Origin of the sequence: Pseudoalteromonas sp. BSi20429, from assembly GCF_000238895.1 — a bacterium.
GTDB lineage: Bacteria > Pseudomonadota > Gammaproteobacteria > Enterobacterales > Alteromonadaceae > Pseudoalteromonas > Pseudoalteromonas arctica.
On sequence record NZ_BADV01000102.1, the window covers coordinates 1 to 21,887 of the forward strand.

The window sequence follows — 21,887 nt, forward strand, 5'->3', positions numbered from 1 at the left end:
ATTTGATATCATGATTAAAATTAGTAAGTGCATTACCCCATGCACATACCACTGCGGAGTGGTAGTTCAGTTGGTTAGAATACCGGCCTGTCACGCCGGGGGTCGCGGGTTCGAGTCCCGTCCACTCCGCCACTTGTTATTTCCTCAATAACAAGTTTATAAAATCCTTGATTAAATAATTTAGTAAAACATTCTTTGGCTATCAGCTATCAGCTATCAGCTATCAGCTATCAAACACATTCCTTGCACGAACCTGATAATATTCCTTATTATCCGTATCAATACCTATATCAATCTGCCGATGCTCTGGTTAAGTGCTTGTGCATTGCGCTGTATCTCTTCTTTCGTAACTTTGAAACTTTTACCGCAGTTAACTTAACGCCAGGTTTAACCCCAATTCGCTTAATTAAGTAATCTATTTTGATGTAAGAAAAGCATGTCGATAATAAGGAATAATTCGTTATTTAGTTGTTTTCGGCAAATGATCCTGCATTGCTCTATCTCCTGCATCCATGCAGTCGTATATCAGAGACTTTTAACACTGCTAGGCAGGCTCTAAGTATTATTGCTAATTGGTATAGTCATTAACTTTATAGTGTTGTACTTGTAGAGCTCTTGAGAGGGTTTAAGTTTTTACAGGAGTATAGAGATGAATTAAGGGTATTTAATCAATACAGAGCTTTTAGGCTTGGTTAGATGTCAGAGCTGCCTGTTATACCAAGCTGTATAATTATTTAAACAATCTAACGAATTAAACTACTCCATCACGTTGTTAAAACTTTTTATTGTGCACAAAAAAGCCAGCACGTTATATGCTGGCTTTTGGTCTGTAAATGCTTAGCTTAGTTAAGCAGCATCAGCTTCTTTTTTAACGCTATTACGCGCGGCTTTGCCTGCAAGTAAATCAGCAGGGTCAAAGTCATCAACGTTAATAACATCTAAACGAGATTGCTCAACAGCAGCTAGTTTATCAGCCTCTGCTTGGCTTAATATGCCTGCTTCAAGCCCCATTTGCGCTACTTTATCAAGCTGGAAGAATGGCAGTTTAAGACCTTTTTCTTTGCATACACGGTCAAATAATGGCTCAACAGCAAGTACGTCTTTAAGCGTTTGCTCTTGACGACCTACAAGGTTGAGCGGCTCATTTGTTAAGTATACATAGCTTGCTAAACGGTTACGCGTTTCGCTAGGTACTTGTAGTAGTTGCGCAAGTTTATGCTCAAGTTGGTCAGTTGGTTTACGAACCGGGCGACCAAACGGGAATAACAATACTTTTAACACGGCACGTAGTGGAGCCGAAGGCATGTTATTAATTAAATCAGCAAGTGCACGTTGGCAATGGTAAAGGTGATCTTGGCAACTCCATTTTACTAGAGCAAAATCTTCTTTTTTACGGCCTTCGTCGTTGTAACGCTTAAGCGTTGCAGACACTAAGTATAAGTAACTAAGTAAGTCACCTAAACGTGCTGAAATACGTTCTTTACGTTTTAGTGAACCACCAAATACTGCCATGCTAATGTCAGACATAAGTGCAAGTGATGCACTAAAGCGTGACGCTATACGGTAAAATTCAGCAGTTTCGTCGTTGTACGGCACACTTGTAAAACGAGCGCCGGTAAGAGCAAGCCACTTAGTACGTACAAGGTTCGACATAGTAAAACCAATGTGACCCATTAGCGCTTTATCAAATACGTTAAGCGCTTCTTCGCGGTCTTCAATTTCGCACGCACCTAGTTCGGTAAGTACAAATGGATGACAGCGAATTGCACCTTGACCATAAATAATCATATTACGGGTCAAGATGTTTGCACCTTCAACGGTAATGGCAATAGGTGCACCTTGATAGCCACGACCTAAATAGTTATTTGGCCCAAGCATGATGCCCTTACCGCCAAGTACATCCATTGCATGAATAGTTGCATCACGCATTTGCTCTGTCAGGTGGTATTTAATAATGGCAGAAACAACAGATGGCTTTTCGCCTAAATCAACAGCACCCGTAGACATACTAACCGCAGCATCAGAGCTGTAAGCGTAACCAGCTAATTTAGCTAGTGACTCTTCAACACCTTCCATTTTACCTATAGGTAAACGGAACTGACGACGAATGCGGCTATAAGCACCTGTCGCAATAGCAATCATTTTAATGCCACCGGCAGAGTTTGACGGCAATGTAATTGCACGACCAACCGATAAACATTCAACCAACATGCGCCAGCCTTGACCAGCCATATCTGGACCACCAATAATATAATCAAGTGGTACGAAAATGTCTTTACCGCGAGTAGGACCATTTTGAAATGGTACGTTAAGCGGGAAATGTCGACGACCAATTTCAACTCCAGGAGTATCCGTTGGAATAAGTGCACAGGTGATGCCTGGCTCTTTATTATCGCCAATTAGGCCGTCTGGATCTTGTAATTTAAACGCAAGTCCAAGCACGGTAGCCACTGGGGCAAGTGTAATGTAACGCTTATTCCACGTTAAACTAACACCCACAACCTCTTCACCATTCCATTGCCCTTTACATACCACACCGTAGTCTGGAATTGAGCTTGCATCAGAACCCGCTTCTGGCGAAGTTAACGCAAAACATGGAATTTCTTGACCGCTCGCTAGGCGCGGTAAGTAATGATCTTTTTGCTCTTTTGTACCATAGTGTTGTAATAATTCACCTGGGCCTAAAGAGTTCGGTACACCAACAATTGACGAAAGTAATGTTGATTTACTTGTTAGTTTTTGAAGTACACATGACTGTGCAAATGCAGAAAACTCTAAACCGCCGTATTCTTTTTTGATGATCATGGCAAAGAATTTATTATCTTTTAGATATTGCCATACATCTTGAGGAAGGTCGGTTAACTCGTGCGTTGCTTCCCAATCGTCCAACATGCTACATACTACTTCAACAGGGCCATCAACAAAGGCTTGCTCTTCAATAGTAAGTTTAGGAACTGGGTATTGGTGAAGTTTTTTCCAATCTGGGTTACCACAAAATAAGTCAGCTTCCCACCACGTCGTACCGGCATCAATAGCTGATTTTTCAGTATCAGACATGCTTGGCGTTACTTTTTTAAACGTAGCAAAAATAGGCTTGATGATATATTGCTGACGAAGGCCAGTAACAGAAAGAGGAACCGCGATGATCAAAAAGATCAACCAGCTAATTAAACCAAAAGCACCTGCAAAGGTACCAATTAATAAAGTTATAGCCGAAACACCAAGTGCTGTGTTCCAACTTGCTCTGTGGTAAACCGCAGTGCAAAGCAACGCGATTAGAACCAGTGTAAATATGAGTGTCATTTTTATTCCTTAATAGAGGTCAGACCACCTCACTTAGAGTAGCGCTAGTAACAGTAATTTTCAAGTACATAACGATGTTAAATTGTAGTAGAAAGTAACTTAAATACGATATTTAATTACCCGACAGAGGAACGCACAATAACTATCGTATAGTCAAAGCATTAACCGTAAGTAGTGTTAACGTAAAAATAAATAAATCTAATAGCAAAATGACACTTTTTAAGTAAGTATAGCCGTTATAGCGGGCTGCAAATTAGTGTACGCTTAATACACAAATATAACGCTATTTATTTTAATGTATGGTTTTTAAGGGTTATTTTATTAATGTGTGAATTACTTGGCATGTCAGCCAATGTGCCTACCGATATTTGTTTTAGTTTTTCAGGCCTTTTAGAGCGTGGCGGAAACACGGGACCACATAAAGATGGTTGGGGTATTACATTTTACGAAGGTAAAGGCTGTAGAACCTTTAAAGATCCTGAGCCGAGTTATCAATCTGAAATTGCAAAGCTCGTCAAAGCATACCCCATTAAAAGTGTCTCGGTTATTAGCCATATTCGCCAAGGTAACCGCGGGCGAGTATGCCTTGAAAATACTCATCCTTTTACGCGAGAGTTATGGGGGCGTGAAATCACATACGCTCATAACGGGCAGCTATCTAATTATCATGATTTAAAACCGCAGTACTATCGCCCAGTAGGTAACACCGATAGCGAACTCGCTTTTTGTTGGTTACTTGATAAAATTCGCGAAAAATACCCAAAGCGTCCAAGTAATATGGCGTCGGTTTTTAGATACGCCGCTAAGCTTTCGCATACCCTTCGTGAAAAAGGGGTGTTTAATATGCTATTGACCGACGGGGTGTTTGTTTTAGCGTATTGCACTAATAACTTACATTACATAACGCGCCGTGCGCCATTTGGTAAAGCAACGTTGATTGATGCCGACATGGTGGTTGATTTTCAACAAGAGACCACACCAAACGATGTAGTGACGGTTATAGCTACAAGGCCTTTGACGAATGATGAGCGTTGGCAAAAAATGGAGCCTGGGGAATTTGCATTGTTTAAAATGGGTGAGCTAATTTAGCCCACCTATTTTAAATACTAACTTTGGTTTAATTAAATTTAGTTAGCTTCTTGAGGTTGTTGTGCTGTTGCAGGCGCAACAGCTGTAGGTGCAGTAACAGTAAATGAATTCATTTGAACTTCAAACTGCTCCATACCTTTTTCGCCTTTCCACATACGTACCAGCATGTAATCCATTTCTGGCGCAAACCATGCAATTGCTTGGCGTTTATCGTTATCGTATAAACGTTTTACTTTAATGGCTTCTACATTACCGATAGGTAGGGAGATCATCTCTTTTTCAACAACTTCAAAGTTGTAGTCGCGGCGGTTACCTTTTTTGTCTATAAGCGGGAATGAAAAGCTCGTTTCGCCTTTTTTCAATCCTTCGCGCACTTGCACTTGGTACGAAATAGCATCCTGAAATTCATCAGTCCATTCGCATTTAAGTGGGTATTCGCTAGCGCTGCTAGTCACTACTTTGTTTGTTGTATCAAAATCAATTTTATAATCTTTATCTGGGCCTGTACCGGTGCGGATCATATTGTAATGATGCGGGGTAACCTTGCCATCTTTAAAGGTAAACTTTGATGTTTCTTCACGAGAGTCAGAGAAAATCATCCACTCGATATTGCTGTGGTATGTTAGTTCATAAGTATCGTCGCCCATTTTTTTGAGCTCACGAACAGCCTCACCATGATTTTTACCTTTGCGTAAAATATCGTAGTTAGCTTGATATTGGGTCAATTCGCCTGCAATTAGGCTAGTTGGAAGTAAAGCGCCCGCACATAACAACAGGGCACTTATTTTTTTATTGTGAGTAGTGCGCGCCGTGTGCAGGAAGTTGTTTTTTGTCAAGAACTGCATAATCTGCTTCCATAGTAAGTCTGTGTTCACTGAACCACTTGACCACCAAAGGATAAATTATATGCTCTTGCTCATGCACGCGTTTTGCTAATGTTTCTGCTGTATCATCCTTGAGTACAGGTATTTGCGCCTGAAGAATAACGGGACCGCCGTCTAATTCTTCAGTAACAAAGTGAACACTTACGCCATGAACATCGTCTTTTGCATCAATTGCTCTTTGGTGGGTATTCAGCCCCTGATACTTAGGCAACAAAGATGGATGAATGTTCAACATTTTTCCAACATATTTTTGCACTAAGCCAGGAGTAAGAATACGCATAAACCCAGCTAATACAACTAGATTTGGCATAAAAGAGTCGATAACGTTCATTAATTGCGCATCGTACGCTTCGCGCGAGTCAAAATCTTTATGACTGAGCACTTTTGTAGCAATACCTGCTTTTTTTGCACGCTCTAGGCCATAAGCGTCTGCTTTATTACTAATAACAGCCGCTATATGTCCGTTTATCTCGCCACGTTCGCAGGCATCTATGATGGCTTGTAAATTAGAGCCACTACCTGAGATTAAAACTACCAGACGAGTCGGTGCCATTACTTAGCACCACCTACAATTTCAACTTGCTCTTCGCCAGCTGCTGCATCTTGAATTTCACCAAGGTGCCATGCATTTTCGCCCAAGTCTTTTAGCATTGTTAAGCTTTGCTCAAGTTTGTCTGCAGGAACTACTAAAACCATACCTACACCACAGTTAAATGTACGGTACATTTCGTGTGTAGTAATATTACCGTTTTCTTGTAACCAGTTAAAAATAGGTGGCCACTGCCAGCTATCACCTTTAACTACAGCTTTCGCTGAAGCGGGTAATACGCGTGGAATGTTTTCCCAAAAACCGCCGCCAGTAATATGCGAAAGCGCATGTACGTCAACGTTTTTGAATAACTCAAGTAAAGGTTTTACGTAAATACGCGTAGGCTCAAGTAAGGTTTCGCCTAAAGTTTTACCTTCAAATTCAGCGCTGGTATCAGCGTTTGACACTTCAAGTACTTTACGAATTAAAGAGAAGCCATTTGAATGAGGGCCGCTTGATGCAAGTGCAATAAGCTGATCGCCTGCTGCTACTTTTGTGCCATCAATAATTTTTGATTTTTCTACAACGCCTGTACAAAAGCCTGCCATGTCGTAGTCTTCACCATCATACATACCTGGCATTTCAGCTGTTTCGCCACCAATTAGGGCACAACCTGAAATTTCACAACCTTTGCCAATACCTGTAACTACGTCAGCTGCTGTGTCTACATCTAGTTTACCAGTTGCATAGTAATCTAGGAAAAACAGGGGTTCAGCACCTTGAACAATTAAGTCGTTTACACACATTGCAACTAAATCAATACCAACCGTATCGTGTTTTTTTAAGTCGATTGCTAAACGTAGTTTAGTACCAACGCCATCTGTGCCTGCAACTAATACTGGTTGCTTGTAGCCTTCAGGAATTTCGCAAAGTGCGCCAAAACCACCAATTCCGCCCATTACTTCAGGACGACGAGTTTTTTTAACTACGCCTTTAATACGCTCAACAAGTGCATTACCAGCGTCGATATCTACGCCCGCGTCTTTATAGCTTAGAGACTGTTTTTGTTCGCTCACAGGTTTTCCTCAAAATAGTTGTTTTGGGTTGCTTAGAAACGCGCGTATTTTACAACAATTGCAAGGTCGCGGCTAGCTCAAATGTAATTTTGAAATAATTAACAAGGACACTTGTCCGCTGTCTGTTGTTTAAATAAACAAAAAAACGCCCGTAGGCGTTTTTTTAGTATCAAAGGCGTTAAATTAACAGCTATGCTTTTGCGGTTAATATGGCTCGAAGTGGAGCGGGGTAGCCTTCAATTGTTTTACTTGTATCGTTTGGATCTAAAAAGTCGATTAACGATTCGTTTTCCATCCAATCGGTTTTGCGTTGCTCTTCAAGCGTGGTAATAGCGCAATCTTTTATTTGCACATCTTTAAAGCCAACGCGTTCCATCCACAGCTTTAATGCTGCAGTACTTGGAATAAACCAAACGTTGCGCATTTTAGCGTAGCGGTCGGTAGGGACTAATACTGTGTTTTCATCACCTTCAATTACTAGCGTTTCAAGTACGAGTTCGCCGCCTGGGCGAAGCTGGGCTTTTAACTGTGCTAAAAAGTCGATAGGTGAGCGACGATGATAAAGTACGCCCATCGAAAAAACCGTATCAAACGCTTTAAGCTCCGGTAATGCTTCAACGCCTAGTGGCAGTAAATGCACATTTTCGTCTGGGTTGTAGTGTTTAATTGCCTGAAACTGACATAAAAATAAATCAGACGGATCAATACCCACTACAAACTCTGCGCCTTCACCGCGCATACGCCATAAATGATAACCTGAACCACAACCAATATCTAAAACAGTGCGACCTTTTAATGGCTCAATATGAGGAAGCAGGCGGTCCCACTTCCAATCACTGCGCCACTCTGTGTCTATTTCAATTCCGTGCACACTAAATGGGCCTTTGCGCCATGGCATCATGCGTTTTAATAAATGCATGGCTTGCTTTTGCTCGCCATCACTCATCTCCCCTGGTGCGCCAATTTCTACCTTAGTAGAAATATCAACGTGTGTTGTAGCCACCTCTGGCAAGTTTTTAAGTACTTTTTGCCATTTAGGTAAATCACCGTGGCTAGCCTCGTTTTGCCAATGTTTTAATTGTGCAGGCAAGGTTTCTAGCCAATGACTAAGTGGGCTTTGTGCGATAGATGCGTAAAATTGGTTAAACCATTGAGACATGGATGACTCTCTTTATTTAATTGCTACCATTGAGCAAAAATTAAAACATTGATACCACACTTGAGTTTGGCTAAAACCAATATCTTGTAAGCGAGTAAAGTGAGCGCTTAGTGTATCTGGGCGCATAACGTTTTCGATGGCGGTACGCTTTTGGCTTATTTCAAGCTCAGAGTAACCATTGTGTCGTTTAAAGTCGTGGTGCAAATCAATCAATAAATTGTCGCATTGCTCGTTTTCAGCTTTAATTTTTTCGCTTAACAGTAATACGCCGCCAGGTTTTAAATTAGCGTATATTTTTTCCAGCACAGCTTGGCGCTGCGCATGTGGAATAAACTGCAACGTAAAGTTCATTGCTACTACTGAGGCGTTTTGAATCTCAAGCTCGTTAATATCGCCCAAAGTAACAGTAACAGGCACATCTGATTTAAAACCTTGTAAATGTACCTTACAACGCTCAACCATAGCTTGAGAATTATCTACCGCTATTATATGGCAGTTATCGGTGCGAATATTTCGTCGCATGCTAAGCGTGACTGCGCCAAGTGAGCAGCCTAAATCATAAAGATTTGAGTTACTTTGCGCGTATTCACCCGCAAGCTTACCCATTGTACTTACAATCGTTGCGTAGCCCGGTACCGAGCGCTGAATCATATCTGGAAAAACTTCGACTACATTTTGGTCAAAGCTAAAATCTTTTACTTGTTGCTCAGAGGCATAAATACTGTCTTTTATGGTCACGAAGGCAGTCTCTTTGTAAATAATGGCGCTATTTTAACATTTTATACTGGATAGTCAGTGATAAATTCAGTAGCTTGACTAGAATTATGAATAATAAGTATAAAAGAGAAGATTAAATGAGCAAAAGTAAGGTCATCAGCACAGACGATATATTAGCAACCCTTTGTCATTCAGTGACAGGTGTACTCACATCAGCCAGCGGTAATGGTATTAGCTACTCAGCCATGGTGCAAAAAATAACACGTACATGTATGCGACCAGATATTGGCTGCTTTGTTTTATTTGACGGCGGTTTTACAGGGCTTGTAATTACCAACTTTACTTCGCAAGCGGCGATGGAAATTTATGGCGATTACATGCGCAACATGGGAATGCCAGAAGATGAAATAGCGCATAGCCATTTATCAGACGACGTATCAAACGTACTAGGCGAGTTGATGAATCAAATTGTTGGCGACTTTACGTCTAAAGTGCGCGAGCAGTTACATACTTCAATTACGCAAAACCAGCCAAAAATGATGGCAATAAATAAACAAGTGCAAATATCAGTAGATACGACGATGGATCGACCACAAGCCCGCCGCGTAACATTCACCACAAGTAAACAAAATATCTTTTACTTGGAATTAGCGATGGATAAAACAGAGTTTATTAAATTACACGACTTTGATATTGCAGAAGCACTAGACCCAGACGACATAATTGAAAACGAAGCACGTAAAAAAGCGGACAAAGAAAAAGCATCTACAGCAGTAGAGCAAGACGATGCCGATGACGACTTTATGGCAGGCTTAGGGCTTTAAGCCTATTTACGTAGGTTGGGTTGAGTGAAACGAAACCCAACGTTTGCTCTGCTATTAATCTTTAGTTATGAGTGTTCAGGTTAGTGATTAAAATAAAAGCGCGATTTATATCGCGCTTTTTCGTCATGTTAGCTTTATTTGAATAAGTAAACCTACTCTTTAAACTTATAACCCACACTATAAACCGCAGCTATTGGGTTTAGCCCTGCTTGAATGTCGTTAATCTTTTTTCGTATATTTTTAATGTGTGTATCTATGTTGCGATCGGAGATGTCGGTTGTGTCGCTGTATACGTTATTAATAATATCTTCGCGGGTAAAAACACGCCCTACGTGACTTATAAATAGTAAAACGATTTTAAATTCGACGGCGGTAAAGCCAATGCTTTTTCCGTTAAGGCGTGCTTCGAAATCGTCTTTGTGCAATTGAAAATTATTATGATTGATGATATTTGTTTTAGGCTGGCTGGTTCTTCTTAGTACGGCTTTTATGCGTGCTATAACTTCTTTAGGGCTGAAAGGTTTGCATATGTAGTCATCGGCGCCGAGCTCTAAACCCAGTAAGCGGTCTATTTCTTCACTTTTTGCGGTAAGCATAATAATAGGCACACTTGAAAAGACTCTAATTTGCTTACATAGCTCTGTGCCATCAACATCTGGCAGCATTAAATCAAGAAGTATTAAATCTACAGCGTTTTGTTTTACAAAACTAACTACACCTTTGCCGCTATTAAAGTGCTCAGTTTCGTAATTTTGTTGCTTAGCATAGGCAATAAGTACCTCTGCAATGTTTTCTTCGTCTTCAACAATAAGTATTTTTTGTGATGCCATTATTTTAACCCAAAAGTGTCAGCGTTATTTTAACTTCTAGCCCACCGAGTGGTGAGTTGTGCAACGATATTTGACCGCCATGTGCTTCTACTATTTGTTTGCAAAGTGCAAGCCCTAAGCCCGAGCCGCCGTGCTCTCGGCTTCGAGATTTTTCAACACGATAAAAACGCTCAAACAATTTTTGTAAGTCGTTTGGTAAAACACTTGGGGCTGAGTCTTGTAAAATAAGCTCAATGTTATTGGGTGCTTTGTTGGCAAGTATTATTACTTGCCCACCTTTATGCGTGTATCTGCAGGTATTTTCTAACAGGTTTGAAAATAGTTGCACAAGGCGTTCTTTATCGCCATTTATTATACATTTACCGGCTTTGGCTAAGCTTTTGCTATCTACATTTAATTCACGCTCTTTAAAGCGAGCGGTGTAGTTTTCAATTGATTGCTCAAAAATGCTTATTAAATCAGTACGCGCATTGTTATAGGTTAAATTAACGCTATCTGTTTGTGCTAGTTGGGCTAGGTCGTCAACAATGTGACTTAAATTATCTACTTGGTTTATGAGTAAATTAATGCGCTTTGTGTCGGCTGTAAATACACCATCTTGCACAGCTAACAAGTGCGATCGTAGTACGGTAAGTGGGGTTCTTAATTCGTGGGATGTGTCTGACACCCATTGAAACCGCATTTGTTGGTTTTGCTCAAGCGTGTGGGCTAAGGCGTTAAAATTGTTGGATAGGGTCGCTAGCTCATCTTTACTAGAGGGGGTTATTCTGCTGGCAAAGTTTCCGTTTGTTAACTCATCGGTGCTAGTCACTATTTGCTTTATTGGTTTTATTAAATGGCGAGATAACACAATAGCCATAATAAATGCGAGCACAATAACGAGTAACGTGATCATAAAATAGTTATGAAATTGCGCTGCTAAAAATGCTTTTGCTGGGCTACTTTGCACAAGTTTTGAAGGGACTAAACCTATCCAGCCTATAACGTTATTGTTTAATAAAATAGGCTCTATATGTGGGTTATCATTTAAATTAGCTCTACCAACAACAACTTTTTTATTTTGATCATATAAACTTATACGTTGCCCTGTTTTAAGGGAACCCGCAGGTAAGTGTATCCACAATAAAGAGGGCGTTGCATTGCTGCTATTTGGTTTGGGTGGGGTGCTTGTGTGTTTATTCGTTTCAGGCTCGCCTGGCTTTTTTTGCGGCTCTACAATAGAGCGCCATAATTGCGTGTTTTGCGTAATGGGTTGCCAACTGCCTAATTCGCTATAAAGCTCAATAAGTTGCTGCTTAACCATTGCTACATGCTTTGTTTCTTCTTGTTCAACAAAGTCGTTAAACCCTAACGAAAAGGTCATGTATATAAACACAAACATAAGCCCAACAAGGGCGATATTAGTGATAAAAAAAGCTAAAAAGAATTTATGTATTAATTTCACTGATTGGCAAATAGTAAAAATCATGTGTTAACGTACCAAGCAGTATTGCATATTGATTATGTGCCTACAATTAGCGTATTTAGGGAGTTGCTTACTAAAATCCTTTTTAAGTAAGCTTTTTAGGTATGTTGGTATTTGGACTAGAACTTTATTTTTGCGGTATCGCCAGCACTCAGTAACTTATATTGTGGTTTTACAAAGCTTGCATGTACTGCACCTAAACTTTTAGGGAACGATATGGCAAGCTCATCTACTGTTGTAAATGTGTGCTTCGCTTGAAAAACAATTTCTAGGTCGTGCGCTTCGTTGTTGCTGGTGGTAAAAGCGACGCGTTCAAACACGATAACTTGCTGATTTACACGTAAGCTTGTTTTTTGTTTAAGTGCATTTTTTACAAACTCTTCTTGTTGCTCTGCACTTAAGTTTGTAGGCATAAGCTTATCAATATCGCCCATAAGCCATGCTTGCTCGCTTTGCAGTGCTGAAATTAAATGCTCAGCATTAGTTAATACTTTAACCTCAACTTGCCCGTCTCTTAAAGTCACTTGGGCTGTTGTGTTTTTTAATACATGGGCGCTCACTTGAACGCTCATACTTGTTAAAATACACGCTAGCATTAGCCATTTTAATTTTTTTAAAAAATACATAATTACTACCTTTTATTGAGGCGGTTGACCTTTTTGTTTATTGAGGTTGCTCAATAGTTGCTTTACAAATAAGGGTGTTGTCGGTTTCTAAGTCTTCGCCCCATATGAATTTTGCATTTTCATCCCAGTTAATATCGTCGTAACCGTCTTTTGGTCCTACATCGGCAAAGTTGTGCTCTACTGCATTAGCCCAGTTTGCGTTATCAAAGTTACTTTGTAGCCAGTTAGTTGGCGCTTCTTTTGACATAAATGTACAAGCGCCTTCGCCTGCGACAGGGTTTGATTCGCTTTCGCATAATTTGTTAAGCGGCGCTTTGTGAAGTATTTCGCATTTAAAGCTTTGATCGCTTACGGCAACCACTTTATTTGTATCGGTGTCGGTAAGTTGCATAATAAAACCGCCATCACCCATTTGCTGATTTTTAGCACCGATGTATTCAAGCCCAGTGTCGTTTTGCTTAAAGTCTTTAATTATTAAATTAAGCTCAATAGGGTAGTTTGCAGAAAACGTAATGCTTTCGGCATTAAATGAACGCTCTGTGGTTATAGGCACAGAATCTTCAACAAGTAACTGCTCGCCTATGTAGGCTGTAAACCAGTTATCAGCCCATGCTTCTAGCTTTAAGTTATGCTTGCCTGTAATGGCAGAATTTGTATTTTGCTTAGTGACTGTAGGAGTAAGATGATTTGGTTGCGGACCTCTACAAAATGTACCTGTTTGAACTTTGCCACCATTACTGATGGTTTTTTGTTTAAAGCTATAGCAGTCTTTTCCCTGTGATGCAGGGCTGTAGGTAGTAAAGTAGTTTTCACCTTTGTATGAGTAGCTCATTGTACGGCTGCCGTTTTCAGAGATTGTGTGCGTTAAGTTTTCAACGCCTCCTTGTGGCGGGCGCAAGTCGGCTCTTATACCTTGAGTATCGCCACTCAGTGGTGACACTCTTGGTAATTTTGCGGTATCTACTTCACCTACTAAGCACTGAATAATATACGGCGGCGTAGCTGATGTTTGGTAGCGATAGCCAAATGTGTCGTCGGTTTGTCCGTTACATATATCAAGGTCACCTTTGGCAATTAAACTGCCGTCTGGGTTTTTACTGCCATAAAGCGGATAACCATCGTAAGCCCAACCAATAATGGCATCGCTTGATTGGTTTTTCATTGTGTTTATCATACACGTTGGCGATACATGATAGTGGTAGTCATCACCTCGTCCTGCGTGTCCGCCACATATATCTAACTGTCCGAGTGCTAACGTGTCGTGTTTTTCATCGTAGCTATTTACGTCCAGTTCACCTTGCGAAGAATAGTCGTATATTGGTACGCCATTAACGGCAACACCTACGGCTGCATCAATTGTTGTTATTGCTTTTGCTTTTTTAGGATTTAGCTTTATAGGTGCGGCGTAGTCTTTAGCTGGAACGGGTATTTGCTCGTTAGTACCTGTAATACCAGTCATTACGTCATGATTAGGATAAGTAGATGAGGCAATATAAGCATATTGTTCATCGCACGTAACAGATACGCTTTGATCAAACCCTGCATTACTTACTGATTGTGTAATAGCATCACAACGAGGTGATTTTACGTTAGCGGTTAAATATGATTTGTCAGGCTTTGGTTGCTCGTTTGGTGTTGGTTTTGAATCCGGTTTTTGCTCGGCGCTATTCGCGCTTCGCGAGTATTTAACCGTCATACTTGCAGTATCGAGCGTAATATCTTTTACAGCGGCGAGTAATGCTGAGCGATCTACTTTTGTATCGCTATTAAAGGTAACCGGTGCAGATAACGCATACACAGTATAAGTATAGCTTTTTTCACCTGGACCTTTAGAGCAAGGCGGCGCATATTGGTTTAAATCGTTTACGCTATTAGAGCCTACTTCACCGAGAGTTTCGCCCGCTTTAATTCGTGTTTTATCGGCGGCAATATTGTACATGGTCCAATACCAATGCATTCCCTCTGGCGCTTTATGATCCATAATTAACGCATAATATTTGGTTGTGTTAGGTGCACCGCTCCAGTTAAGTGGAGGGCTAATGCTTTGCCCATCGCACGTATAAGTTATAGGCAAGTTACCGCCATCACTTACTTTTGAGCTTGTTAGAGTAAAATCATTTAGGTTTGATTGTTCAAGCGATTGGCTGTTTTGCTCGTTGCAGGCACTTAAGGTTACACAGCACAGTGCACTGAGTAAAAAGGCATGGGTATTTTTCATCATTTAAAACTCCAAAGATTAAGAGTACATAGAAAGAATTAGCTATTAAGAGTGTAGTTCTCAAATGTAGGGCAATTATGTAGTTTTAAACTTTTTTGTTTTTATTAAGGGCAGGCGTTAAGTTGTGAGCTGCTTACTTGGATAAGAGAAGAGATTGGATATGGGCGCTTGGTTATGAAAGGAAATATTAACTTAAGTATGGCGTTATTTTCACTCAGTTAAATAACGCTAAAATCCTTATTTTAAATAAGGATTTTCTCCCATTGCGACGACCACACAAAAAATTCTTAAATCTAACTCTAGCTGGTGATAACTCGGCTCCATATGGCAGCAAAGTTGATAAAAGCCTTTGTTATGGTCTTTTTCTTTAAAGTGGGCGAGCTCATGTACCACTAACGCTTTTAATAACGGCTCGGGAGCGCGGAGCAAGTCGCTGTTTATCGCTAAATCGTGCTTACGGGTTTTACCTTGCATTCGATACGTATGTGTACCGAGTGCATTGGTGACCATATCGCCTTGCTTTTTAAAAGCAGCGCGCCCAAATGGTGGCGCATTTTTTAAATATTGTTTTTTAAGCTCGGTTGCATAGCTATAAAGTAGTTTATCGCTGGTAATAGTGTGTGCTTGCGGATACTTTTTAAGTAAGTAGTCACATACCTTTTTGTTATTTATAAGGCTTAATACTTGCTCAACAATGTTAGCTGGGTAACCGGTAAAGTAACGTGCGTATTCACTCATTATTATTTCTCTGTCGTTTTACTTTTAAAAAAGTGCTTGTTGGTGGGCTTCTTTTTCGCCAGTAAATGGGTTTAATGCTTTGTGATTATAACCAAGGTCTTTACAAAACTGCCTTGCTAATAATGGCGCTTCTCGGTTATCTGCCGTATGAAAAAACACATAAGGCGTTTTTCCTTCATCAAGCCATTGTTTTACTTTACTCAGCCACGGTTTATAAAAGGGTTTATAGTCGTTTTGTAAATCGGCGATAACAAAGCGCGCCATGGGTTGCGTGCTTGTAGCAATGGCATGCACGGGTAAATGCGGCTTTTTTTGCTGTGCATCTATTAGCGCTTCGGTTGTTGGTTTTACGGCAAATAGGGCGCGAGTATCCATCGATATGCGATTTATGTTGTTTGCCATTAATAACTGATTAAGTGCTATTTCGGCTTCACCCTTTTGAAAAAACGCAGTATGACGTACCTCTACACCGTAATTAACCTCTTTTGGTAATAGGCTAATAAATTGGGCGAGTTTGGGTAAGTCACCAGGGCCAAATGCTTTAGGTAATTGCAGCATGATTTGCCCAGTTTTTTCTAAAATAGGGGAGAATAAGTTAAGCCAATCAGTAAGCTCGGTTTGAACATTAGTTAGGTGCAGCTCGTGGCTAAAGCGACGATTAAACTTAAAAGTAAATTTAAAATCGTCGGGTACGCTGTTTGCCCAGCGCAATACGGTGCTTGGCGAAGGATCAGCGTAAAAGCTGGTATTGCCTTCAACAGAGTTAAAGTGTTGTGCGTATTGGCTAAGCATATCGGCGTTTTTACATTGGCTTGAAAATAAATTGCCTTTCCATGCATTACTCGACCACTGCGGGCATCCAATATATAACATACAAACTAGCGCCTTATTATAAAGTGGCGATAGTGTAGCAAATAACAAAACGAGCTGCTGTAAATTCAGGGGCAAAAGCGGCACACGCCCTAGCATCTTAATGTTAGTTGAGTATAATGCAGGGCTTAATTTGATTATTTTTAGATTGCTAGCGGCTTTATTTGTATTGTGGTGACCTGTTTTTTAAATCACACGCCTTAAAACAAATAAGTTTAGTCGTTTAAGCCTTTTATCTGACAGGAAAACTATGCGCTCTATATATTGCGGACAGCTAAATAAAACTCACGTAGATCAAGAAGTTGAACTATGTGGCTGGATCAACAAACGACGTGACCTTGGTGGACTTATCTTTGTCGATTTACGCGATAGAGAAGGTTTAGTACAAGTTGTATTCGACTCTGACATTGAAGAGTTAATGAGTTCGGCTAACACACTACGCCAAGAATTTTGTGTTCAGTTAAAAGGTATTGTTCGCGCACGCCCAGACAGCCAAGTAAATAAAGACATGGCAACAGGCGAGATCGAAATTTTAGGTAAAGAGCTTAATATTATTAACCGCTCTGAGCCATTACCGCTTGATTTTAACCAAGTAAACTCTGAAGAGCGTCGTTTAAAATACCGCTACCTAGACCTACGTCGTCTAGAAATGAGTGACCGTATTAAATTACGTGCTAAAGCAAGCAGCTTTGTTCGTCGCTTTTTAGATGAAAACGGCTTTTTAGACATCGAAACACCTGTACTTACTAAAGCAACGCCAGAAGGTGCGCGCGATTATTTAGTACCAAGCCGCGTTCACAAAGGTAGTTTTTACGCTTTACCACAGTCACCACAGTTGTTTAAGCAATTGTTGATGATGTCGGGTTTTGACCGTTACTACCAAATTGTTAAATGTTTCCGTGATGAAGATTTACGCGCCGATCGCCAACCAGAATTTACCCAAATAGATATAGAAACCTCTTTCATGAGCTCTGATCAAGTACGTGGTATGACTGAAAAAATGATCCGCGAGATGTGGCAAACATTACTAAACGTTGATTTAGGCGATTTTCCAATCATGCCTTACAGCGAGGCAATGAGCCTTTACGGTTCTGATAAGCCAGATTTACGTAACCCAATGAAATTGGTTGATGTTGCAGATTTAGTTAAAGACGTAGAGTTTAATGTTTTCTCAGGTCCGGCTAACGACGAAAAAGGTCGCGTTGCTGTGTTAACTGTACCGGGTGGCGCTAAGCTTTCTCGTAAACAGCTTGACGATTACACTAAGTTTATTGGTATTTACGGCGCTAAAGGCATGGCGTGGATGAAAGTAAACGACCACACTGCAGGCGCTGAGGGTGTTCAATCACCAGTGGCTAAGTTTTTAAGCGAAGACGTAATTACTAAATTACTTGAGCGTACTAATGCTCAGTCTGGCGATATCATTTTATTTGGTGCCGATAAGCGCAACACAGTAAATGAAGCAATGGGCGCACTGCGCGTTAAGATTGGTGTTGATTTAGAAATCACTAACCTTGATAGCTGGGCACCACTTTGGGTTGTAGACTTCCCAATGTTTGAAGAAGATGACGAAGGCACATTACATGCTGTACATCATCCATTCACTGCACCAAAAGACATTAACGCCAGTGAGCTTGAAGCAAACCCAGCAGCTGCTATTTCAGATGCCTACGATATGGTATTAAACGGCTACGAAGTGGGTGGCGGTTCGGTACGTATTCATAATGCAGATATGCAAGAAACTGCATTTAGAATTTTAGGTATTAACGAGCAAGAGCAACAAGACAAGTTTGGTTTTTTACTTGATGCACTTAAATACGGGACACCACCACATGCAGGTTTAGCATTTGGTCTTGACCGTTTAGCAATGCTTTTATGTGGTACCGATAACATTCGTGACGTTATTGCTTTCCCTAAAACAACACAAGCGTCGTGTTTATTAACCAACGCGCCAAGCAAACCTAACCTTGATTCGTTAGTTGAACTTGCAATAAGTGTTGTAGAAAAAGCGATACCTAACGAAGAGTAATCTTGTTTCGCTTTTTTGAGCTAAATTTAAAAACCCTTAAGTTATATGCTTAAGGGTTTTTTTATGGTTAAATTTATAGCAGAGTGTGTTTTAAACGAACAGATAAAAAGGAATTATTATGTCGATCAATGCAACCTTATTTGGTGAGTTTTTAGTTTTTATTATTGTGCTGTGTATTCCTATTTTTGCTGTAATTAGCTACAAAATAGGTAAGCGTAAAAGTACTATGCCAGGTGTTTTAGCTTTTGTGGGTGGCTGTTTAGCGCTATTTCCACTATTTGCTTTGATTTTTATTGCAGTGCTTGCGCTTAAAAAAGATTTACCTAAAAGTAATGGCTACACGGGTTAAATTTAATAGGTGAATTGTGTTGTTAAGTAACAATAACCAGTATTTTGATGAGCAATTTAATGCTTTGCAGTACGCAGAGCAGCTAACTGAAAACTCTGAGTTTGAAGAGTGTATATTTATCGATTGCGACTTTTCAGACGGGCAGTTTAAACATTGCCGATTTATAGAATGCAGTTTTAAAAACTGTAATTTATCGTCACTAAAATGGAACTACAGTTCGCTTGAAAATGTAAGTTTTAGCCACTGTAAATTAAATAGTTTGCAATGGGCTGATGTAGATTGGCCAGCGCTTAGTATTAACGCACCGGTGAGTTTTAATTATTGCGAGCTCAGTAATAGTTCTTTTTTTGAATTAACTCTCAAGGCCCTCAAACTAACACACTGCTTTGCCAAAAATGTTGATTTTAGACACGCTGACTTAAGTGGTAGCGAATTTACAGGAACAGATTTTCGCGATAGTGAGTTTTTTCAAACTAACTTAACAAAATGTGATTTTGTAGGTGCTACAGCGTTTAATATAGATTTGAATAATAATATTTTAGCGAATGCTAAGTTTGATCACTTCGAAGCACTTAATTTGCTTACCAGCCTTAATATAGAACTATGTGATTAATTTAGTTTAATATGATTACATATCTAGAAGCGACAGCTTGGCTGGGCTTCTAGATACTGCGTGACTGTGTAATTAACGGCTTGGGCCATTTTTATTACGTGCACTGGCAAGCTGTCTTGCGATTTCTAATAACGCAGGTGAAATATCTTCAGCGCCATCTTTAATTAGTTTTGTAACGTCACCTGATGAAAACAAACCGTCACGTGGTGATTTAATACCTAACTCACGAACAAAATCCTTCGTTTTACCTGTGCTGCCTGTTTCAATAAACTTAAAAATAATACGTTCATTGTTGTTTTTAGCAGGTGCTTTTAAGGTTTCGATTTCGTCATGTATCTCGGTTAGTTTGTCTTCTAAAATTTCTATACGTTCTTGAATGCTATTGTATGATTTCATTTATTGGATCTTTTACTAAATATATTTAAACAATGGCGGCTATTATCGCATAGTTTGACAATAGAGAACGCAAACCTATAAAGTAAAAGTTATTTTTAATTAAAAACAATAATTTATATAAGTTTAAATATGCAAAAAACACTTAAAAAGCTTTTTATATTAAGCGCACTAGCTCTAAGTACATCAGTTATAAGCACATCAGCAATAAGCGCAACAAGCTATGCAAAGGACGATGTTATAACCGATAAAAGCCGTAGCCGCGCTATTCCTATCAATATTACATTACCAAGTAATAATGCTAAGTGTACTGAACAAGTAAAATGCCCTGTAGCGTTTATTAATGCGGGCTACGGTATTAGCCATAACGAATATACGTTTGCTAGTAATGTGTTTAATCAGCGTGGATACTTAACAATAGCCGTTGCACATGAACTAAAAACCGACCCTGACCTTAATCGTGAGCAGCCTTACTTAACAACGCGTATGGAAAACTGGCACCGTGGCGTAGTGACGCTTAAGTTTTTAGTTAATGAGCTATCGAGTAAATACCCAGCGTACGACTTTACAAAACTCACCTTATTTGGGCACTCAAACGGCGGGGATATTTCGTCATTATACGGCTCTATTTACCCCAATGAAGTAAGTCAAATTATTACGTTCGATCATCGCCGCATGTTGATCCCGCGCAATAAAAACATTCGCGTACTTACTCTACGCGGTAGTGATTACCCAGCTGATGCAAATGTGCTGTTAAACGATTCAGAGCTGGATAAGTTTCCTGTTACGCAAATAATGATAGAAAAATCGCGTCATAACGATATGTACGATGGCGGGCCAAAATGGCTGGTGGATAGAATGAGTAAAGAAGTAGAGGGATTTTTAGATAGTAAAAGTTAGCTTTATAAAAGTTAAATCATAGCGCAGTGTGACCTGCGCTATATTAATTTCACGGCAGTTATTCTACCAGTTCACTAACAATAACCGGGTTATTATGTAGTGTTTTATGCACTGGGCATTTGTCGGCTATTTCGAGTAAACGCTGGCGCTGTGGCTCAGTTAAGTCGCCACGTAAGGTGATTTTACGGGTAATGGCTTCAAGGTTACCTGTTTGCTCACAATCGTCGCAATCTTTGTTGTAATCGCGAGTGTGATCAAGCTCTACTTTAACATGCTCCAGTGGTAAGTTTTTACGTGTAGCGTACATACGTAGTGTCATGGCCGTACAGGCACCAAGCCCCGCTAATAAGTGATGATACGGATCGGGACCTAAGTTTTTACCGCCTACTTTTATTGGCTCATCTGCAAGCCAAGTATGATCTTTTGTACTTACGTGCTGAGTAAATACATGGTCTTTTTCTTCAACAAGTACATTACCACCCGTTAAACTTGCCGTGTATTTAGTTTTGTCGTACTTAACATAACGGTTTGCCCACGTTGCAATTATCTGTGCAGCGTAGTCGGCATCGTTTTTATTTGTTAAAAGGTGATCGGCGTTATCTAGGCTAATAAAGCTTTTAGGATGCTTAGCTGATGCATAAATTTTTTCAGCTTCACTAATATTTACAGTCGCATCAATAGGGGAGTGCATTACTAATAATGCGCGCTTAAGTTTACTTATGTGGCTTTTATCGTACTTGGCTATATCGTCAATAAATTGCTTTTTAATGGTAAATTCACGACCAGCTAAGTTAACTTTAGCTTCACCTGCTGCGTTAATTTCATCAAGGTGTGCTTCAAAGTTATGCGCTACGTGCTGCGCATCTGACGGTGCGCCAATGGTTGTAATAGCCGATACTTCAGGAATATGCTCAGCAGCAGCAAGTACCGCAGCGCCGCCTAAACTGTGGCCAATGAGTAGTTGCGGCGCCGCAAAATGCTCACGTAAATGATTTGCCGCAGATACTAAATCTTGAATGTTTGATGAAAAGTTACTGTTAGCAAAATCACCATCACTATTACCTAAACCGGTAAAGTCGAAACGCAGTACGGCGATACCTTGTTGTGTGAGTGCACGACTAATCCGTGTAGCTGCTGCAATGTCTTTACCGCATGTAAAGCAGTGTGCAAATAGCGCGTAAAACTTAACGTCACCAGAGGGAAGTTCAAGTTGGCCGGCAAGTTCTAAATCGCCGCTTTTAAAAGATACTTTTTGTCGCATGGGGGGCCTTATTT

At 40.1% G+C, this 21,887-nt stretch carries 20 protein-coding genes and 1 tRNA gene; 7 read left to right on the plus strand and 14 right to left on the minus strand.

The window, feature by feature from the left end:
• The first annotated feature begins 55 nt into the window (after positions 1 to 55).
• A tRNA-Asp gene (locus tag P20429_RS01065) sits at positions 56 to 132 on the plus strand.
• A 714-nt stretch (positions 133 to 846) separates the two neighbouring features.
• Here the strand turns inward: P20429_RS01065 and fadE are convergent.
• Positions 847 to 3,303, minus strand: coding sequence for an acyl-CoA dehydrogenase FadE (gene fadE / locus P20429_RS01060; RefSeq protein ID WP_007586946.1), 2,457 nt, complete (start codon positions 3,301 to 3,303; stop codon positions 847 to 849).
• Between the two features lie 324 nt (positions 3,304 to 3,627).
• Here fadE and P20429_RS01055 point away from each other — a divergent pair, with 324 nt between their 5' ends.
• Entirely contained in the window at positions 3,628 to 4,392 is a 765-nt protein-coding gene (locus tag P20429_RS01055; protein WP_007586947.1) for a class II glutamine amidotransferase, read from the plus strand.
• A gap of 38 nt (positions 4,393 to 4,430) precedes the next feature.
• On the opposite strand, the gene P20429_RS01050 is transcribed toward P20429_RS01055, so the two are convergent.
• The 5 genes from P20429_RS01050 to cmoA all read right to left on the minus strand — a co-directional run bounded on the left by P20429_RS01050 (position 4,431) and on the right by cmoA (position 8,778).
• Positions 4,431 to 5,165 (minus strand): DUF3108 domain-containing protein, encoded by a 735-nt coding sequence (locus P20429_RS01050; protein WP_007586948.1) that lies wholly within the window; start codon positions 5,163 to 5,165, stop codon positions 4,431 to 4,433.
• Positions 5,166 to 5,181: 16 nt separating this feature from the next.
• Positions 5,182 to 5,829 (minus strand): phosphoribosylglycinamide formyltransferase, encoded by a 648-nt coding sequence (purN, locus tag P20429_RS01045; protein WP_007586949.1) that lies wholly within the window; start codon positions 5,827 to 5,829, stop codon positions 5,182 to 5,184.
• A complete protein-coding gene (purM, locus tag P20429_RS01040) occupies positions 5,829 to 6,881 on the minus strand; it encodes a phosphoribosylformylglycinamidine cyclo-ligase (RefSeq protein WP_007586950.1) in 1,053 nt (350 codons plus the stop codon). The genes purN and purM overlap by 1 nt, the downstream gene beginning before the upstream one ends.
• 190 nt (positions 6,882 to 7,071) lie before the next feature.
• On the minus strand, positions 7,072 to 8,040 hold the full coding sequence (gene cmoB, locus P20429_RS01035; protein WP_007586955.1) for a tRNA 5-methoxyuridine(34)/uridine 5-oxyacetic acid(34) synthase CmoB: 969 nt from the start codon (positions 8,038 to 8,040) through the stop codon (positions 7,072 to 7,074).
• A gap of 12 nt (positions 8,041 to 8,052) precedes the next feature.
• Positions 8,053 to 8,778 (minus strand): carboxy-S-adenosyl-L-methionine synthase CmoA, encoded by a 726-nt coding sequence (cmoA, locus tag P20429_RS01030; RefSeq protein WP_007378000.1) that lies wholly within the window; start codon positions 8,776 to 8,778, stop codon positions 8,053 to 8,055.
• 116 nt (positions 8,779 to 8,894) lie between these two features.
• Between cmoA and P20429_RS01025 the strand changes: the two genes are divergently transcribed.
• Positions 8,895 to 9,581: a DUF3334 family protein gene (locus P20429_RS01025; RefSeq protein ID WP_007586957.1), complete on the plus strand. Its 687-nt coding sequence runs from the start codon at positions 8,895 to 8,897 to the stop codon at positions 9,579 to 9,581.
• Between the two features lie 152 nt (positions 9,582 to 9,733).
• On the opposite strand, the gene P20429_RS01020 is transcribed toward P20429_RS01025, so the two are convergent.
• The 6 genes from P20429_RS01020 to P20429_RS00995 form a co-directional block, all read right to left on the minus strand.
• Positions 9,734 to 10,411, minus strand: a complete 678-nt coding sequence (locus P20429_RS01020; protein ID WP_007586958.1) for a response regulator — start codon at positions 10,409 to 10,411, stop codon at positions 9,734 to 9,736.
• 4 nt (positions 10,412 to 10,415) lie between these two features.
• Entirely contained in the window at positions 10,416 to 11,774 is a 1,359-nt protein-coding gene (locus P20429_RS01015) for an ATP-binding protein (RefSeq protein WP_237715168.1), read from the minus strand.
• A 221-nt stretch (positions 11,775 to 11,995) separates the two neighbouring features.
• Positions 11,996 to 12,502 (minus strand): hypothetical protein, encoded by a 507-nt coding sequence (locus P20429_RS01010; RefSeq protein ID WP_007586961.1) that lies wholly within the window; start codon positions 12,500 to 12,502, stop codon positions 11,996 to 11,998.
• A gap of 37 nt (positions 12,503 to 12,539) precedes the next feature.
• On the minus strand, positions 12,540 to 14,723 hold the full coding sequence (locus tag P20429_RS01005) for a YHYH protein (protein ID WP_193371827.1): 2,184 nt from the start codon (positions 14,721 to 14,723) through the stop codon (positions 12,540 to 12,542).
• A gap of 234 nt (positions 14,724 to 14,957) precedes the next feature.
• Positions 14,958 to 15,458, minus strand: a complete 501-nt coding sequence (locus P20429_RS01000) for a M48 family metallopeptidase (RefSeq protein WP_007586965.1) — start codon at positions 15,456 to 15,458, stop codon at positions 14,958 to 14,960.
• A gap of 24 nt (positions 15,459 to 15,482) precedes the next feature.
• On the minus strand, positions 15,483 to 16,331 hold the full coding sequence (locus P20429_RS00995; RefSeq protein ID WP_007586976.1) for a DUF72 domain-containing protein: 849 nt from the start codon (positions 16,329 to 16,331) through the stop codon (positions 15,483 to 15,485).
• 247 nt (positions 16,332 to 16,578) lie between these two features.
• On the opposite strand from P20429_RS00995, the gene aspS reads away from it, so the two are divergent.
• The 3 genes from aspS to P20429_RS00980 all read left to right on the plus strand — a co-directional run bounded on the left by aspS (position 16,579) and on the right by P20429_RS00980 (position 19,319).
• The gene (aspS, locus tag P20429_RS00990; RefSeq protein ID WP_007586978.1) at positions 16,579 to 18,357 is read left to right on the plus strand and encodes an aspartate--tRNA ligase; all 1,779 of its coding nucleotides are present in this window, start codon (positions 16,579 to 16,581) and stop codon (positions 18,355 to 18,357) included.
• Positions 18,358 to 18,475: 118 nt separating this feature from the next.
• Positions 18,476 to 18,706, plus strand: a complete 231-nt coding sequence (locus P20429_RS00985; protein WP_007586979.1) for a hypothetical protein — start codon at positions 18,476 to 18,478, stop codon at positions 18,704 to 18,706.
• A gap of 16 nt (positions 18,707 to 18,722) precedes the next feature.
• Entirely contained in the window at positions 18,723 to 19,319 is a 597-nt protein-coding gene (locus P20429_RS00980; protein WP_007586980.1) for a pentapeptide repeat-containing protein, read from the plus strand.
• A 72-nt stretch (positions 19,320 to 19,391) separates the two neighbouring features.
• On the opposite strand, the gene P20429_RS00975 is transcribed toward P20429_RS00980, so the two are convergent.
• Positions 19,392 to 19,715 (minus strand): hypothetical protein, encoded by a 324-nt coding sequence (locus P20429_RS00975; protein WP_007586981.1) that lies wholly within the window; start codon positions 19,713 to 19,715, stop codon positions 19,392 to 19,394.
• A gap of 129 nt (positions 19,716 to 19,844) precedes the next feature.
• Here P20429_RS00975 and P20429_RS00970 point away from each other — a divergent pair, with 129 nt between their 5' ends.
• A complete protein-coding gene (locus tag P20429_RS00970) occupies positions 19,845 to 20,612 on the plus strand; it encodes an alpha/beta hydrolase (RefSeq protein ID WP_007586982.1) in 768 nt (255 codons plus the stop codon).
• Positions 20,613 to 20,670: 58 nt separating this feature from the next.
• On the opposite strand, the gene P20429_RS00965 is transcribed toward P20429_RS00970, so the two are convergent.
• Positions 20,671 to 21,873: a bifunctional alpha/beta hydrolase/OsmC family protein gene (locus tag P20429_RS00965; RefSeq protein ID WP_007586983.1), complete on the minus strand. Its 1,203-nt coding sequence runs from the start codon at positions 21,871 to 21,873 to the stop codon at positions 20,671 to 20,673.
• Positions 21,874 to 21,887 lie beyond the last annotated feature (14 nt).